General features: G+C 69.8%; 12 protein-coding genes. 10 read left to right on the top strand and 2 right to left on the bottom strand.

Features of this window, described 5'->3' with window-relative positions:
* The first annotated feature begins 14 nt into the window (after nt 1-14).
* The 6 genes from rpsD (at nt 15) to M503_RS0103710 (ending at nt 5,733) form a co-directional block, all read left to right on the top strand.
* A complete protein-coding gene (gene rpsD / locus M503_RS0103735) occupies nt 15-641 on the top strand; it encodes a 30S ribosomal protein S4 (protein ID WP_024870228.1) in 627 nt (208 codons plus the stop codon).
* A 156-nt stretch (nt 642-797) separates the two neighbouring features.
* On the top strand, nt 798-1,796 hold the full coding sequence (locus M503_RS0103730) for a DNA-directed RNA polymerase subunit alpha (protein ID WP_024870227.1): 999 nt from the start codon (nt 798-800) through the stop codon (nt 1,794-1,796).
* 180 nt (nt 1,797-1,976) lie between these two features.
* A complete protein-coding gene (gene rplQ, locus M503_RS0103725; RefSeq protein ID WP_028920529.1) occupies nt 1,977-2,348 on the top strand; it encodes a 50S ribosomal protein L17 in 372 nt (123 codons plus the stop codon).
* Nucleotides 2,349-2,480: 132 nt separating this feature from the next.
* Nucleotides 2,481-2,999 (top strand): disulfide bond formation protein B, encoded by a 519-nt coding sequence (locus M503_RS0103720; RefSeq protein WP_028920528.1) that lies wholly within the window; start codon nt 2,481-2,483, stop codon nt 2,997-2,999.
* 30 nt (nt 3,000-3,029) lie between these two features.
* Nucleotides 3,030-4,418 (top strand): class II 3-deoxy-7-phosphoheptulonate synthase, encoded by a 1,389-nt coding sequence (locus M503_RS0103715; protein WP_028920527.1) that lies wholly within the window; start codon nt 3,030-3,032, stop codon nt 4,416-4,418.
* A 145-nt stretch (nt 4,419-4,563) separates the two neighbouring features.
* Nucleotides 4,564-5,733, top strand: coding sequence for a mechanosensitive ion channel family protein (locus tag M503_RS0103710; RefSeq protein ID WP_231472308.1), 1,170 nt, complete (start codon nt 4,564-4,566; stop codon nt 5,731-5,733).
* Nucleotides 5,734-5,748: 15 nt separating this feature from the next.
* Here the strand turns inward: M503_RS0103710 and M503_RS15610 are convergent, their stop codons facing one another.
* Nucleotides 5,749-7,380, bottom strand: a complete 1,632-nt coding sequence (locus M503_RS15610; RefSeq protein WP_051414206.1) for an amidase — start codon at nt 7,378-7,380, stop codon at nt 5,749-5,751.
* 95 nt (nt 7,381-7,475) lie between these two features.
* Entirely contained in the window at nt 7,476-9,305 is a 1,830-nt protein-coding gene (gene typA / locus M503_RS0103700) for a translational GTPase TypA (RefSeq protein ID WP_024870221.1), read from the bottom strand.
* Nucleotides 9,306-9,433: 128 nt separating this feature from the next.
* On the opposite strand from typA, the gene M503_RS0103695 reads away from it, so the two are divergent.
* The 4 genes from M503_RS0103695 (at nt 9,434) to M503_RS0103680 (ending at nt 14,101) form a co-directional block, all read left to right on the top strand.
* Nucleotides 9,434-9,928, top strand: a complete 495-nt coding sequence (locus M503_RS0103695; protein WP_028920525.1) for a peptidylprolyl isomerase — start codon at nt 9,434-9,436, stop codon at nt 9,926-9,928.
* Nucleotides 9,929-10,034: 106 nt separating this feature from the next.
* The gene (locus tag M503_RS0103690) at nt 10,035-10,391 is read left to right on the top strand and encodes a glutaredoxin family protein (protein WP_028920524.1); all 357 of its coding nucleotides are present in this window, start codon (nt 10,035-10,037) and stop codon (nt 10,389-10,391) included.
* A gap of 73 nt (nt 10,392-10,464) precedes the next feature.
* Entirely contained in the window at nt 10,465-11,448 is a 984-nt protein-coding gene (locus M503_RS0103685; RefSeq protein ID WP_028920523.1) for a malate dehydrogenase, read from the top strand.
* Between the two features lie 160 nt (nt 11,449-11,608).
* Nucleotides 11,609-14,101 carry a prolyl oligopeptidase family serine peptidase gene (locus M503_RS0103680; RefSeq protein WP_028920522.1) on the top strand — a complete coding sequence of 831 codons (2,493 nt, stop codon included), beginning with the start codon at nt 11,609-11,611 and terminating at the stop codon, nt 14,099-14,101.
* The last annotated feature ends 202 nt before the right edge of the window (nt 14,102-14,303 follow it).

Genomic DNA, 14,303 nt, shown 5'->3' with positions numbered 1-14,303 from the left:
GGGGGCGATAAGAAATGGCTCGTTATATCGGTCCTACCTGCAAGCTCGCGCGCCGCGAAGGCGCCGACCTGTCCCTCAAGAGCCCGGCCCGTGCGCTGGACTCCAAGTGCAAGCTGGAGCAGAAGCCCGGCCAGCACGGCGCCGCGCGCAAGGGCAAGCTCTCCGACTACGCCACCCAGCTGCGCGAGAAGCAGAAGGTCAAGCGCATCTACGGCCTGCTGGAGCGCCAGTTCCGCAACTACTACAAGAAGGCCTCGACCAAGAAGGGCAACACCGGCGAGAACCTGCTGCAGCTGCTGGAAACCCGCCTGGACAACGTCGTCTACCGCATGGGTTTCGCGGTGACCCGTCCGTCCGCCCGACAGTTGGTCTCGCACCGCGGCGTGCTGGTCAACGGCAAGCCGGTCAACCTGCCGTCGTACCAGGTCAAGGCCGGTGACGCGATCTCGCTGTCCGAGAAGGCGCAGAAGCAGCTGCGCGTCCAGGAAGCCCTGACCGTCGCCGAGCAGCACGACATGACCCCGTCGTGGATCGAGGTCGATGCGAAGAAGTTCGCCGGCGTGTTCAAGGCGGTCCCGGACCGCGGCGACCTGCCGGCCGACATCAACGAAGCGCTGATCGTCGAGCTGTACTCGAAGTAACAGTGGCTGGCTGCCGCGCCCGCAAGGGCGCGGCGCCGCATCCACACCCCGGCCGGATCGCGTCGCCCCGCCTTCCGGCCGTCCCCGGATACGGGGCACACACTCAGGGCCGGCGTTTCCCCCGATCGTCGGCCCATTGCAGGAGAATCCGCAAACATGACGGTTACCGCCAACCAGGTCCTGCGTCCCCGCGGACCGCAGATCGAACGCCTCACCGACAATCGCGCCAAGATCGTGATCGAGCCGCTCGAGCGCGGTTACGGCCACACGCTGGGTAACGCGCTGCGCCGCGTCCTGCTGTCCTCGATCCCCGGCTTCGCGATCACCGAGGTCGAGATCGACGGCGTGCTGCACGAGTACACCACTGTGGAAGGCCTGCAGGAAGACGTGCTGGAGGTCCTGCTGAACCTCAAGGACGTCGCCATCCGCATGCACAACGGCGAGAGCGCCACCCTGACCCTGACCAAGCAGGGCCCGGGCGTCGTCACCGCCGGCGACATCAAGACCGACCACAACGTCGAGATCCTCAATCCCGACCACGTGATCTGCCACCTCACCAAGGACACGGCGCTGAACATGCGCCTGAAGATCGAGCGCGGCTTCGGCTACCAGCCGGCCACCGCCCGTCGCCGTCCGGACGAGGAAACCCGCGCCATCGGCCGCCTGGTCCTGGACGCCTCGTTCTCGCCGGTCCGCCGCGTCGCCTACGCCGTCGAAGCGGCGCGCGTCGAGCAGCGCACCGACCTGGACAAGCTGGTCCTGGACATCGAGACCAACGGCACCATCGACGCCGAGGAAGCCGTGCGCACCGCCGCCGACATCCTCAGCGACCAGCTGTCGGTGTTCGGCGACTTCACCCACCGCGACCGTGGCGCCGCCAAGGCCGCCCCGACCGGCGTGGATCCGGTGCTGCTGCGCCCGATCGACGACCTGGAGCTGACCGTGCGTTCGGCCAACTGCCTCAAGGCCGAGAGCATCTACTACATCGGCGACCTGATCCAGAAGACCGAGGTCGAGCTGCTCAAGACCCCGAACCTGGGCAAGAAGTCGCTCACCGAGATCAAGGAAGTCCTCGCCCAGCGCGGCCTGTCCCTCGGCATGAAGCTCGAGAACTGGCCGCCGGCCGGCGTCGCCGCCCACGGCATGCTCGGCTGATAACGCAACACCGCCCCGCGTCCATCGCGACGCGGGGCGTTCCAGCGCCGACGGGCCCCGAAGCCCGCGGCGACTCCCCGGCGACGGAATGCCGGATCGGGCCAGCGCAGTCCACAGCAACACCGCCTGGAAGGCGACAGCGAAGTACAACAGTCCCAACATTCCGAAGGAACCACGACCATGCGTCACCAGAAAGCCGGCCGCAAGTTCAGCCGCACCAGTGCCCACCGCGAAGCGATGTTCAAGAACATGGCCGCCTCGCTGTTCAAGCACGAACTGATCAAGACCACCCTGCCGAAGGCCAAGGAACTGCGCCGCGTCGCCGAGCCGCTGATCACCCTGGCCAAGGTCGACAGCGTCGCCAACCGCCGCCTCGCCTTCGCGCGTCTGCGCGACAAGGAAGCAGTGGGCAACCTGTTCACCATCCTGGGCCCGCGCTATGCGGCCCGTCCGGGTGGCTACCTGCGCATCCTGAAGTGCGGCTTCCGCGCCGGCGACAACGCGCCGATGGCCTACGTCGAGCTGGTCGACCGCCCGCAGGCGGCCGAGTAAGCGAGCGCGACGCACGCACCACGAGAACCCCGGCCCAGCGCCGGGGTTTTTGTTTCAGGCGCCACCATTACCGCTGGTGGCGCGGATACGGAATAATCGGACCACTCCCCACGTCCCGGGCCCGTCCTGCCGATGAATCCCTTCCGCTGGAGTTTCCGCGCGCAGTTCCTTGCCGGCTTCGCCGGCTGCGTCGCGCTGCTTGGCTACGCGATCTACACGCAGTTCTACCAGGGGCTCGAACCGTGCCCGCTGTGCATCTTCCAGCGCATCGCCTACGCCGCGCTGGCGCTGGTGTTCCTGGCCGGTGGGCTGCACGCGCCGCGCGCGCCCGGCGGCCGCCGCTTCTATGGCGTGCTGGTGGTCATCGCCGCGCTGGTCGGCATCGGCATCGCCGGCCGCCACGTGTGGCTGCAGACGTTGCCGCGCGACGTCGCCCCGGCCTGCGGACCGCCGCTGTCCTTCCTGCAGGAAACCCTCGGCCCGATGGAGCTGGTGCGCAAGGTCCTCACCGGTACCGGCGACTGCGGCACCGTCGACTGGACCCTGTTCGGCCTGAGCATGCCGGTGTGGAGCCTGTTCGGCTTCGTGCTGCTGTCGGCCTGGGGCCTGCACGCCGCCTTCCGCCGCCGCAAGGGCCGCAACCGGCTCTGATCCACAACCCCCGCATACCTCGAGCATCCCATGAGCACCCCAGAACGCAGCCTGCATCCCGTCGACGTCGCCAGCGACTGGTCGCCGGGCAGCTGGCGCAGCCGGCCTGCGCTGCAGATGCCGCAGTACCCGGACCCGGCGGCGCTGGAGGCCGCGCTGGCCGAGTTGCGCCGACTGCCGCCGCTGGTCACCTCCTGGGAAATCCTCGCGCTGAAGAAGCAGATCGCCGAGGCGCAGGAAGGCCGGCGCTTCCTGTTGCAGGGCGGCGACTGCGCCGAGAACTTCGCCGACTGCGAGTCCGGCACCATCTCCAACCGGCTCAAGGTGCTGCTGCAGATGAGCCTGGTGCTGGTCCATGGCCTGCGCCTGCCGGTGGTGCGCGTGGGCCGCTTCGCCGGCCAGTACGCCAAGCCGCGCTCGGCCGACATGGAGACCCGCGGCGAGGTGAGCCTGCCCAGCTACCGCGGCGACGTGGTCAACGGGCCGGAGTTCACCGCGCAGGCGCGCGTGCCCGATCCGCAGCGCATGCTCACCGCGCACGCGCGGTCGGCGATGACGATGAACTTCGTCCGCGCCCTGATCGACGGCGGCTTCGCCGACCTGCACCATCCCGAGTACTGGAACCTCAGCTGGGTCGGCTGCTCGCCGCTGGCCGACGACTACCAGAAGATGGTGAACTCCATTGGCGACGCCGTGCGCTTCATGGAGACCCTCGCCGGCGCCGAGGTGCACAACCTCAACCGCATCGACTTCTACACCTCGCACGAAGCGCTGCTGCTGCCGTACGAGGAAGCGCTGACCCGGCAGGTGCCGCGGCAGTGGGGCTGGTTCAACCTGTCCACGCACTACCCGTGGATCGGCATGCGTACCGCCGCGCTCGATGGCGCCCATGTCGAATACTTCCGCGGCATCCGCAACCCGATCGCGATCAAGGTCGGTCCTTCGGTGCAGCCGGACCAGCTGCTGCGCCTGATCGACGCGCTCAACCCCGACGACGAGCCGGGCCGGCTGACCTTCATCCACCGCATGGGCGCGGCGCAGATCGCCGCGAAGCTGCCGCCGCTGCTGGAGGCGGTGCGTCGCGACGGTCGCCGCGTGCTGTGGGTGTGCGATGCGATGCACGGCAACACCGAGAGCACCGCCAACGGCTACAAGACCCGCCGCTTCGCCAACATCCTGGCCGAGGTCGAACACTCCTTCGACCTGCACGCCGCGGCGGGCACCCGCCTCGGCGGCGTGCACCTGGAGCTGACCGGCGAGGATGTCACCGAATGCACCGGCGGCGCGCGCGAGCTCAAGGACGCCGACCTGGAGCGCGCCTACCGGTCCACCGTCGATCCGCGGCTGAACTACGAGCAGTCGCTGGAGATCGCGATGGCGATCGTGCGCAAGCAGGGCGCGCGCCACGGCGGCCACTGACCGCCGCGACGCGGCGCCGTCACGCGCCGCGTCGATGCAATACCGTCACGCCTGCCGCGGCAGGATGCGGGCTTCCGATACGGTGGCGCGCATCCCCTGGTCCTTGCTGGGCCACGCCACCCCGATCCGGCAGGAGGTGGCGGCGATGCCTGCATTCGTGGCGGCGATGGACTGGTACGTGGTGGGCGGCTACGTGGTGCCGCTGGGCATCGCCCTGCTGCTGGGCCTGGTGGTGCACGTGCTGCTGCGGCGGGTCGCACGGCGCATCGCCGACCACCAGTCCACCCGCGCGCGCATCGTCCACGCGATGGTGCTGCCGCTGGCATTCGCCCTGCCGCTGCTGTTCGTGCTGGCGGCGTTGCGGGCGATGCCGATCCCCGACGAGGACCTGCGCACCTGGGCGCACGGGCTGCGCCTGGCGGTGTTCGCCTGCGTGACCTGGCTGCTGGTGCGCGTGGTCGGCGCGGTCGAGGACTCGATCCTGCGCCACAACCCGATGGAGATCGCCGACAACCTGCATGCGCGGCGCATCCAGACGCAGACGCGCGTGCTCAGCCGCGTGGCCATGGGCGCGATCATCCTGCTGGGCGTTTCGCTGTCGCTGATGACCTTCCCGGCGGTGCGCCAGGTCGGCGCCACGCTGCTGGCTTCGGCCGGCATCGCCGGCCTGGTCGCGGGCATCGCCGCCCGGCCGGTGTTCGGCAACCTCATCGCCGGCCTGCAGATCGCCCTGGCCCAGCCGATCCGCCTCGACGACGTGGTGATCGTGGAAGGGGAGTGGGGCCGCATCGAGGAGATCAACAGCACCTACGTCGTGGTCCGCATCTGGGACGAGCGGCGCCTGGTCGTGCCGCTGTCGTGGTGGATCGAGAACCCGTTCCAGAACTGGACCCGCAGCAGCGCGCAGATGCTCGGCACCGCCTTCCTGTGGCTGGACTACCGCACGCCGATGGACGAGGTGCGCGCCGAGCTGGAGCGGATCTGCCAGAGCGATCCGCGCTGGGACGGCCGTGTCTGCATCGCCCAGGTCACCGACACCTCGGAGCGGGAGATGCAGGTGCGCCTGCTGGTGAGCGCGCGCGATTCCGGCGAGGCCTTCGACCTGCGCTGCGCGGTGCGCGAGCGGATGATCGGCTTCCTCGCCCAGCATTACCCGCATGCGCTGCCGCGCCTGCGTGCCGAGGTGGTCAGCGACGCCGGCCGGCGCGTGCCGCGCACCGATGCCGCCACCGAGGTGCCCAGCTCGCCGCGGGCCGAGGACATGGAGGACGCCTCGGCCGACCCGGCCCGGCATCCGGCCGCCGGCGGCGCCTAGCGCCGCGTCGCCGGTTCAGCGCGTGGGGTCGGCGTCGGCAACGCTGGCCGGGAAGGTCGGCGGCCGCCGCGCCCGGGTCAGCTGCTCGTAGGCGTGCGCGGCCTGCAGCAGGCGCGGCTCGCTCCATGCCGGACCGATGAACGCCAGGCCCAGCGGCAGGCCCTTGCTGTGGCCCATCGGCACGGTGACGGCCGGATAGCCGGCGACGGCAGCGGCGCCATAGCCGGCACCGGGGAAACGCTCGCCACCGGCGTAGTCGATCGGCCAGGCCACGCCGGTGGTGGGTGCGACCAGCAGGTCCAGGCGGTCGGCCTTCAGCGCCGCGTCGATGCCTTCGGCACCGGCGAGGCGGCGGGCGCGGGTGCGCGCGGAGATGTAGGCCGGCGCCGCCAGCCCGGGCCGCGTGGCGGCCTGCTCGAACAGTTCCTGGCCGAACAGCGGCATCACCTCGCTGGCGTGCTCGCGGTTGTATTCGATCAGCTGCTCGAGCGTGCGCAGCGGCGCCTCGCGTTGCCGGAGGTAGCGCTCCAGCGCCGGGCGGAACTCGCTGAGCAGGACCTCGCGCTCGTCGTCCCGCCACTGGCCCTCGGTCGGGATCCGCGTCGGCACCACGGTCGCGCCGGCCTCGCGCAGCGAAGCCACGGCCTTCATGGTCGCGGCATGCACTTCCGGGGAAATGGCCAGGTGGTCCTGCAGCAGGCCGATGCGCACGCCGCGCAGGTCGCCGTGCAGGCGCGCGGCATAGTCGAAGGTGGCCAGCACGCGGTTGTCCGCGGTGGCCGGGTCGTTCGGGTCGCGGCCGGCGATGGCCGCCAGCAGCAGGGCCGCGTCCTCGACGCTACGCGCCATCGGCCCGGCGGTGTCCTGGCTGGGCGCGATCGGGACGATGCCGTCGCGGCTGACCAGGCCGACGGTGGGCTTGAGCCCGACCAGGCCGTTCACCGCCGCCGGACAGAGGATGCTGCCGTCGGTCTCGGTGCCGATGCCGGCCACCGCCAGGTTGGCCGCCACCGCCACCGCGGTGCCGGAGCTGGAGCCGCAGGGCGAGCGGTCCAGCGCGTAGGGATTGCGGGTCTGGCCGCCGGCCGAGCTCCAGCCGGAGGTCGAGCGGGTGGAGCGGAAGTTGGCCCACTCGCTGAGGTTGGCCTTGCCGAGGATCACCGCGCCGGCCTCGCGCAGCCGCTTCACCAGGAAGGCGTCGGCCGGCGGGCGGAAGCCGGCCAGCGCCTGCGAGCCGGCGGTGGTCGCCATCGGCGTGGCGTCGATGTTGTCCTTCAGCAGCAGCGGGATGCCGTGCAGCGGCCCACGCACGCGCCCGGCGGCGCGCTCGGCGTCGAGCCGGGCCGCCTCGTTGCGGGCCAGCGGATTGAGTTCGATGACGGAGTTGAGCTTCGGACCGTTGCGGTCCAGGGCGATGATCCGCGCCAGGTAGGCCTGCACCAGCGCGTGGCTGCTGGTCTCGCCGCGCTCCATCGCTGCCTGCAGGTCGGCGATGCCGGCTTCGGCGTAGGGGAAGTCCGCGGGATCGGCGGAAGAGGAGGTGGTCGCGGCCACTGGGGCCGGTGGTGGAGGCGATGGTTCGTCGCGGCGGCAGCCCGCAGTGCCCATGCACGCGAGTGCCACCGAGAGCAACGCGACTACGCGCATCTGGCATTCCCCGCGGCAGACCCTTGCAGGCTAACCCCGGGGACGGGGCTTGGCAAACCCGCCGCCGCGTTGCGCGGCGGCGGGCAGGGTGCCGGTCAGGCGGCGCGCGAGGCGCGCTTGCGGTCGCTCTCGGTCAGCAGCTTCTTGCGCAGGCGGATTTCCTTCGGGGTGACTTCGACCAGCTCGTCGTCCTCGATGAAATCCAGCGCCTGCTCCAGCGAGAACTTCAGCGCCGGGGTCAGCTTGATCGCGTCGTCCTTGCCCGAAGCGCGCATGTTGGTCAGCGGCTTGGTCTTGATCGCGTTGACCGTCAGGTCGTTGTCCTTGGAGTGGATGCCGACCAGCTGGCCTTCGTACACCTGGTCGCCTTCGGCGGCGAACAGGCGGCCGCGCTCTTCCAGCGGGCCCAGCGCGTAGGCCGGGGTCGGGCCGGCGGCATTGGCGATCATCACGCCGTTCGGGCGCTTGGCGATGGCGCCCTGTTCCTTCGGGCCGTAGTGGTCGAATACGTGGAACAGCAGGCCCGAGCCCTGGGTCAGGGTCTTGAACTCGTTCTGGAAGCCGATCAGGCCACGCGCCGGGATTTCATAGTCCAGGCGCACGCGGCCCTTGCCGTCCGGCTCCATGTTCTTCAGCTGGGCCTTGCGGATGCCCAGCTTCTCCATCACGCCGCCCTGGTGCTGCTCCTCGATGTCCACCACCAGCTGCTCGATCGGCTCCATCAGCTGGCCGTCGATCTCCTTGATGATGACCTCGGGGCGCGAGACGGCCAGCTCGTAGCCTTCGCGGCGCATGTTCTCGATCAGCACCGACAGGTGCAGCTCGCCGCGGCCGGAGACCAGGAACTTGTCGGCGTCGGGCAACTGCTCCACGCGCAGGGCGACGTTGTGCACGCACTCGCGCTCCAGGCGCTCCTTCAGCTGGCGGCTGGTGAGGAACTTGCCGCCGGACAGGTCCTTGTTGCCGGCGAACGGCGAGTTGTTGACCTGGAAGGTCATCGAGATGGTCGGCTCGTCGACGGTCAGCGGCGGCAGCGCCTCGGGGGCTTCCAGCGCGCAGACGGTATCGGAGATGGTCAGCTCCTGGATGCCGGAGATGGCGACGATGTCGCCGGCCTGGGCCTCCTCGACCTCGATGCGCTCCAGGCCCATGAAGCCCAGCACCTGCAGGACCTTGCCCTGGCGCTTGTTGCCATTGCGGTCGATGACGAAGACCGGCTGGTTCTTCTTGACCTTGCCGCGCTGGATGCGGCCGATGCCGATCACGCCGACGAAGTTGTTGTAGTCCAGCTGGCTGATGCGCATCTGGAACGGGCCTTCGGCCTCCACCTGCGGCGCCGGCACGTACTTCATGATCGCTTCGTACAGCGGGGTCATGTCGCCGGAGCGGACGTCGTCGGTCAGGCCCGCGTAGCCGTTCAGGCCCGAGGCGTAGACGATCGGGAAGTCCAGCTGCTCGTTGGTCGCGCCGAGCTTGTCGAACAGGTCGAACACCTGGTCGATGACCCAGTCGGGGCGGGCGCCGGGACGGTCGATCTTGTTGACCACCACGATCGGCTTGAAGCCCATCGCGAAGGCCTTCTGGGTGACGAAGCGCGTCTGCGGCATCGGCCCGTCCATCGCATCGACCAGCAGCAGCACCGAATCGACCATCGACAGGACGCGCTCGACCTCGCCGCCGAAGTCGGCGTGCCCGGGCGTGTCGACGATGTTGATGCGGTTGCCGTTCCAGTTGATGGCGGTGTTCTTGGCCAGGATGGTGATGCCGCGTTCCTTTTCCTGGTCGTTGCTGTCCATCACGCGCTCGGCCAGCACGGTGCGTTCGGACAGGGTGCCGGACTGCTTCAGGAGCTGGTCGACGAGGGTGGTCTTGCCATGGTCGACGTGGGCGACGATGGCGATGTTGCGCAGGTTATCGATGGACATGGATTCTGGGATCGGGAAAACGCACCCGGGTACCCCCTTCGAAGGGGCAGGGCGCGAGGGAGGGTCGAAAAGGAAGCGCGTTATTATAACCGGTCTACCGGCCCATCCGGGCACCTGGAGCTGAATACATGAGCCTGACCGCCATCCTTGACACCGCCAAGGGCGTGATCAAGATCGACCTGCTGGCCGACAAGGCCCCCCTGACCGTGGCCAATTTCGTGAACCTGGCCCGCCGCGGCTTCTATGACGGCCTGAATTTCCACCGGGTGATCGCCGATTTCATGATCCAGGGCGGCTGCCCGGAGGGTTCCGGCCGTGGCGGCCCGGGCTACCGTTTCGAGGACGAGACCGCTAACGGGGTCGCCCACGAGCGCGGCGTCCTGTCCATGGCCAATGCCGGCCCGAACACCAACGGCAGCCAGTTCTTCATCACCCACGTGGCCACCCCCTGGCTGGACGGGCGCCATACGGTGTTCGGCAAGGTCCTGGAAGGCCAGGACGTGGTCGACGCCATCGCCCAGGGCGACAAGATCAACTCCGTGAAGATCGAGGGCGACGCCGAGGCGGTGCTGGCGGCCAAGGCCGACCGCGTCGCCGAGTGGAACCGCTACCTGAGCGCCTGAATCGGGCCTTCCGGGCCGGCCCGGCCCGGTCCCGTCCGGGCCGGCCGCCGCGGGACCGCATGGTAAAATCGCGGTCCCTCCTGGCCTGCCGGATCCCGTCCTCCGCATGCGCATCCTCGGCTTACTGCTGATCCTGGGGCTGGCCGGCGGCCTCTACTCCTGGTGGTCACAGCGCCCGGCCGAGCTGCACCCGGACGACCCCCGGCTGGCTACCGGCGAGGCCGGCATCGTCATGCTCGCCGCCGACTGGTGCGGCTACTGCCAGCGGCAGCAGCGCGACTTCGAGCGCGCCGGCGTGCGCTACCGCGTCCTGGACGTGGATACCCCCGACGGCGACCGCGCCATGCGCGCGCTGGGCGCCCGCGGCATCCCGGTGACCGTCATCGGCCAGGCCGTGGTCCGCGGCTACGACACGGCCGCATTGGACCAAAGGCTGAGCCCGCTGGGCTACGACGTCTATTAACCTGCGCGGCGCCGCAGGCTCCGGCCCGCCCCGCCAAGCTCCCTTTCTGCAACAGCCACGAAGGACCCCACAGATGAAGACCCCCGTTCGAGTTGCCGTCACCGGTGCCGCCGGCCAGATCGGCTACGCCCTGCTGTTCCGCATCGCCTCCGGCGAAATGCTGGGCAAGGACCAGCCGGTGATCCTGCAGCTGCTTGAGCTGCCGATGGAGAAGGCGCAGGCCGCGCTGAAGGGCGTGATGATGGAGCTGGAGGACTGCGCGTTCCCGCTGCTGGCCGGCATGATCGGCACCGACGATCCGGAAGTGGCGTTCAAGGACGCCGACGTGGCCCTGCTGGTCGGCGCGCGTCCGCGCGGCCCGGGCATGGAGCGCAAGGACCTGCTGCTGGAGAACGCCAAGATCTTCACCGCCCAGGGCGCTGCGCTGAACAAGGTCGCCTCGCGCGACGTGAAGGTGCTGGTCGTCGGCAACCCGGCCAACACCAACGCCTACATCGCCATGAAGTCGGCCCCGGACCTGAAGCCGGAGAACTTCACCGCGATGCTGCGCCTGGACCACAACCGCGCGCTGAGCCAGCTGGCCAACAAGGCCAACGTCGCCGTCGGCGACATCGAGAAGCTGGTCGTGTGGGGCAACCACAGCCCGACCATGTACCCGGACTACCGCTTCGCCACGGTCAAGGGCGAGTCGCTGAAGGACAAGATCAACGACGCCGACTGGAACGCCAACGAGTTCATCCCGAAGGTCGCCAAGCGCGGCGCCGCGATCATCGAGGCCCGCGGCCTGTCCTCGGCCGCCTCGGCCGCCAACGCCGCCATCGACCACATCCGCGACTGGGTGCTGGGCAGCAACGGCAAGTGGGTCACCATGGGCATCCCGTCCGACGGCTCCTACGGCATCCCGGAGGGCGTGATCTTCGGCTTCCCGGTGATCACCGAGAACGGCAAGTACACCCTGGTCAAGGACCTGCCGATCGACGAGTTCAGCCAGAAGGCCATCGACAAGACCCTGGCCGAGCTGGAAGAGGAGCGCGCCGGCGTGGCGCACCTGCTCTGATCCAGGCAGCAGCGTGGGACAGGAAGGGGCGGCTTCGGCCGCCCCTTCCTTTTTGCGCCGCCGCCACACGTGACCGATGGCACATGCAGCCGCCCGCGGCGGAAAACGCGGCGCATGCGCGTGTTACGGTGCGGGCACTTTTGTGTCCAAGGGGAAACGTATGCGCGTGTCGATGCGATGGATGGGAGTGCCGGTGCTGGCGGGCAGCATGTTCATGCTGCCGGCGCTGGCCGCCGAAAGCGGCTACCTGACGCCGCCGGAACCGCTGCTGGGCGTGATGCGCGCGCCGCTGAACCCGTCGCCGGCGATCGATCCCACCGGCAGCACCGCGCTGCTGCTGCGGCAGTCGCCGTATCCGCCGATCGACCGCGTCGCCGAGCCGTACCTGAAGCTGGCCGGCGTGCGCGTCGAGCCGCGCAACCACAGCCGCCACGACCGCTCCAACGGCTACGGCATCCGCACCTGCCTGGAAGGCTTCGATCTGCTCGACCTGGCCAGCGGCCGCGAGACGCCGGTGCAGCTGCCGGAAGGCGCCTGCCCGGGCGTGCCGTCGTGGTCGCCGGACGGCCGGAGCTTCGCCTTCGACAACACCACCGACCGCGGCGTGGAGCTGTGGGTCGGCGACGCCACCGACGGCCGCGTGCGCCGCGTCGAAGGTGTGCTGCTCAACACCATCCTCGGCAACGCAGTGCAGTGGCTCGGCAACCGCCAGGAACTGCTGGTCAAGCTGGTGCCCGCCGAGCTCGGTCCGGCGCCGCAGAAGGCGGCGGTGCCGCCGGGCCCGGAGATCAAGGAAGCGATCGAGGGCAAGGGCGAGAGCAGCACCTACGAGGCGCGCGACCTGCTGACCGGTCCCGAGGACGAGGCGCTGTTCGACCACTACGCCACCGCGCAGCTGGCCACGGTCGACGTGGTGTCCGGCGCGGTCAGGAAGATCGGCGCGCCGGCGGTGTACGCCAGCGTCGACGCCGCGCCCGACGGCCGCCACGTGCGCCTGCAGCAGCTCAAGCGCCCGTATTCCTACGTCACCACCTACGCCCGCTTCGCGCATGACGTGCAGGTGCTGGACCTGGCCAGCGGCAGCGTCCGCACCATCGCCAGCCTGCCGGTCGCCGATCGCGTCCCGGTGCGCGGCGTGCCGACCGGCCCGCGCAGCTTCAGCTGGCGCGCCAACCAGCCGGCCACCCTGGTCTGGGCCGAGGCGCTGGACAACGGCGACTGGAAGGTCGAGATGCCGGCGCGCGACCGGCTGCTGACCCTGGCCGCGCCGTTCTCTGGCAAGCCGAAGGAGTTCGCCCGGGTGAAGCAGCGCTACGCCGGCCTGTCGTGGTTCGAGGACGGCGGCCGCGCGCTGCTGGCCGAGTACGATGCCAACCGCAACTGGGTCACCACCACGCTGCTCGATGCCGACAGGCCCGGCGCGCCGGGTCGCGTGCTGTGGGACCTGTCCACCGACGAGCTGTACGCCGATCCGGGCTCGCCGCTGTACCGCGTGCTGGCCAACGGCGCGGCCGTGCTGCGCGAGGAGAACGGCGCGCTGTTCCTGCGCGGGCAGGGCGCTTCGCCGCAGGGCGACCGCCCGTTCCTGGACCGCTACGACGTGGCGACCGGCGCGACCACGCGCCTGTTCCGCAGCAGTGCCGATGCGCTCGAGCACTTCGTCGGCTTCGCCGGTGGCGACACCGGCAGGCTGCTGACTTGGCACCAGTCGCCGCTGGATCCGCCGAACCTGTACCTGCGCACCCTCGGTGAGCGCCTCGAGGGCGCGGCCGAAGGCGAGGCCGTGCATGCCTCCGGACGTGCGGCCATCACCCGCTTCCCCGATCCGGCGCCGCTGGCGCGCGGGGTGAAGAAGCGCCTGGTGAGCTACAAGCGCAAGGACGGCGTGGACCTGTCGTTCACCCTGTACACGCCGCCGGGCTACGTCGAAGGCACGCGCCTGCCGGCGATCCTGTACGCGTACCCGAACGACTACGCTGATCCGTCCAAGGCGGGCCAGGTGAGCGGTTCGGAGCAGACCTTCACCCGCCTGGCCAACTACCGCCTGCTGCTGCTGGCCGGCTACGCGATCATCGACAACGCCTCGTTCCCGATCGTCGGCGACCCCAGGACCGCGTACGACACCTACCTGGAACAGCTGGTCGCCAACGCCGAGGCGGCGGTGGACAAGGCGGTGGAGCTGGGCGTGGTCGACCGCGACCGCATCGGCGTCACCGGCCACAGCCACGGCGCGCTGATGACCGCCAACCTGCTGGCGCACACCGACCTGTTCCGCGCCGGCGTCGCCTCCAGCGGCGGCTACAACAAGACGCTGACCCCGTTCGGCTTCCAGAACGAGCGCCGTTCGTTCTGGGCGGCGCCGCAGGTGTACGACCAGGCCTCGGCGTTCTTCCATGCCGGGAAGATCGGCGAGCCGCTGCTGATCGTGCACGGCGCCGACGATGCCAATCCGGGCACCGAACCGACCCAGTCGCCGCGACTGTTCCAGGCCATCCGCGGCAACGGCGGCACCACCCGCCTGGTGATGCTGCCGTTCGAACCGCACTGGTACACGGCGCAGGAGTCGAACGAGCACTTCGTCGCCGAAATGCTGGCCTGGTTCGATCGCTACGTGAAGCCGGCGAAGCCCGCGAAGAAGACCGCCGCGCGCTGAGGCGCAGCCCGGGATAACCCCTCTCCCGATGGAGAGGGGAGCGCCCCTGTAGAGTCGGGCTTGCCCGACTCCCACGCCGGATGTCCCGGCGCGCGNGAANAGCAGCGGGTCAAGCCCCGCTCTACAGAAGCCAGCCCAGCGGCAGCGCGCCCCTGTAGAGTCGGGCCCGCCCGACTCCCACGCCAGATGTCCCGACGCGCCC

Origin of the sequence: Pseudoxanthomonas suwonensis J47 (assembly GCF_000513955.1) — a bacterium.
In the GTDB taxonomy this organism is placed as follows: domain Bacteria; phylum Pseudomonadota; class Gammaproteobacteria; order Xanthomonadales; family Xanthomonadaceae; genus Pseudoxanthomonas; species Pseudoxanthomonas suwonensis_C.
The sequence above is the reverse complement of the archived record's forward strand: the minus strand, read 5'-3'. Positions and strand labels throughout refer to the sequence as shown.

What these genes read in the sequence shown, in the direction of transcription:
- rpsD (WP_024870228.1), top strand. Translation starts at nt 15, where the DNA reads ATGGCTCGTTATATCGGTCCTACCTGCAAGCTCGCGCGCCGCGAAGGC.
- M503_RS0103730 (WP_024870227.1), top strand. Translation starts at nt 798, where the DNA reads ATGACGGTTACCGCCAACCAGGTCCTGCGTCCCCGCGGACCGCAGATC.
- rplQ (WP_028920529.1), top strand. Translation starts at nt 1,977, where the DNA reads ATGCGTCACCAGAAAGCCGGCCGCAAGTTCAGCCGCACCAGTGCCCAC.
- M503_RS0103720 (WP_028920528.1), top strand. Translation starts at nt 2,481, where the DNA reads ATGAATCCCTTCCGCTGGAGTTTCCGCGCGCAGTTCCTTGCCGGCTTC.
- M503_RS0103715 (WP_028920527.1), top strand. Translation starts at nt 3,030, where the DNA reads ATGAGCACCCCAGAACGCAGCCTGCATCCCGTCGACGTCGCCAGCGAC.
- M503_RS0103710 (WP_231472308.1), top strand. Translation starts at nt 4,564, where the DNA reads ATGCCTGCATTCGTGGCGGCGATGGACTGGTACGTGGTGGGCGGCTAC.
- M503_RS15610 (WP_051414206.1), bottom strand. Translation starts at nt 7,380, where the DNA reads ATGCGCGTAGTCGCGTTGCTCTCGGTGGCACTCGCGTGCATGGGCACT.
- typA (WP_024870221.1), bottom strand. Translation starts at nt 9,305, where the DNA reads ATGTCCATCGATAACCTGCGCAACATCGCCATCGTCGCCCACGTCGAC.
- M503_RS0103695 (WP_028920525.1), top strand. Translation starts at nt 9,434, where the DNA reads ATGAGCCTGACCGCCATCCTTGACACCGCCAAGGGCGTGATCAAGATC.
- M503_RS0103690 (WP_028920524.1), top strand. Translation starts at nt 10,035, where the DNA reads ATGCGCATCCTCGGCTTACTGCTGATCCTGGGGCTGGCCGGCGGCCTC.
- M503_RS0103685 (WP_028920523.1), top strand. Translation starts at nt 10,465, where the DNA reads ATGAAGACCCCCGTTCGAGTTGCCGTCACCGGTGCCGCCGGCCAGATC.
- M503_RS0103680 (WP_028920522.1), top strand. Translation starts at nt 11,609, where the DNA reads ATGCGCGTGTCGATGCGATGGATGGGAGTGCCGGTGCTGGCGGGCAGC.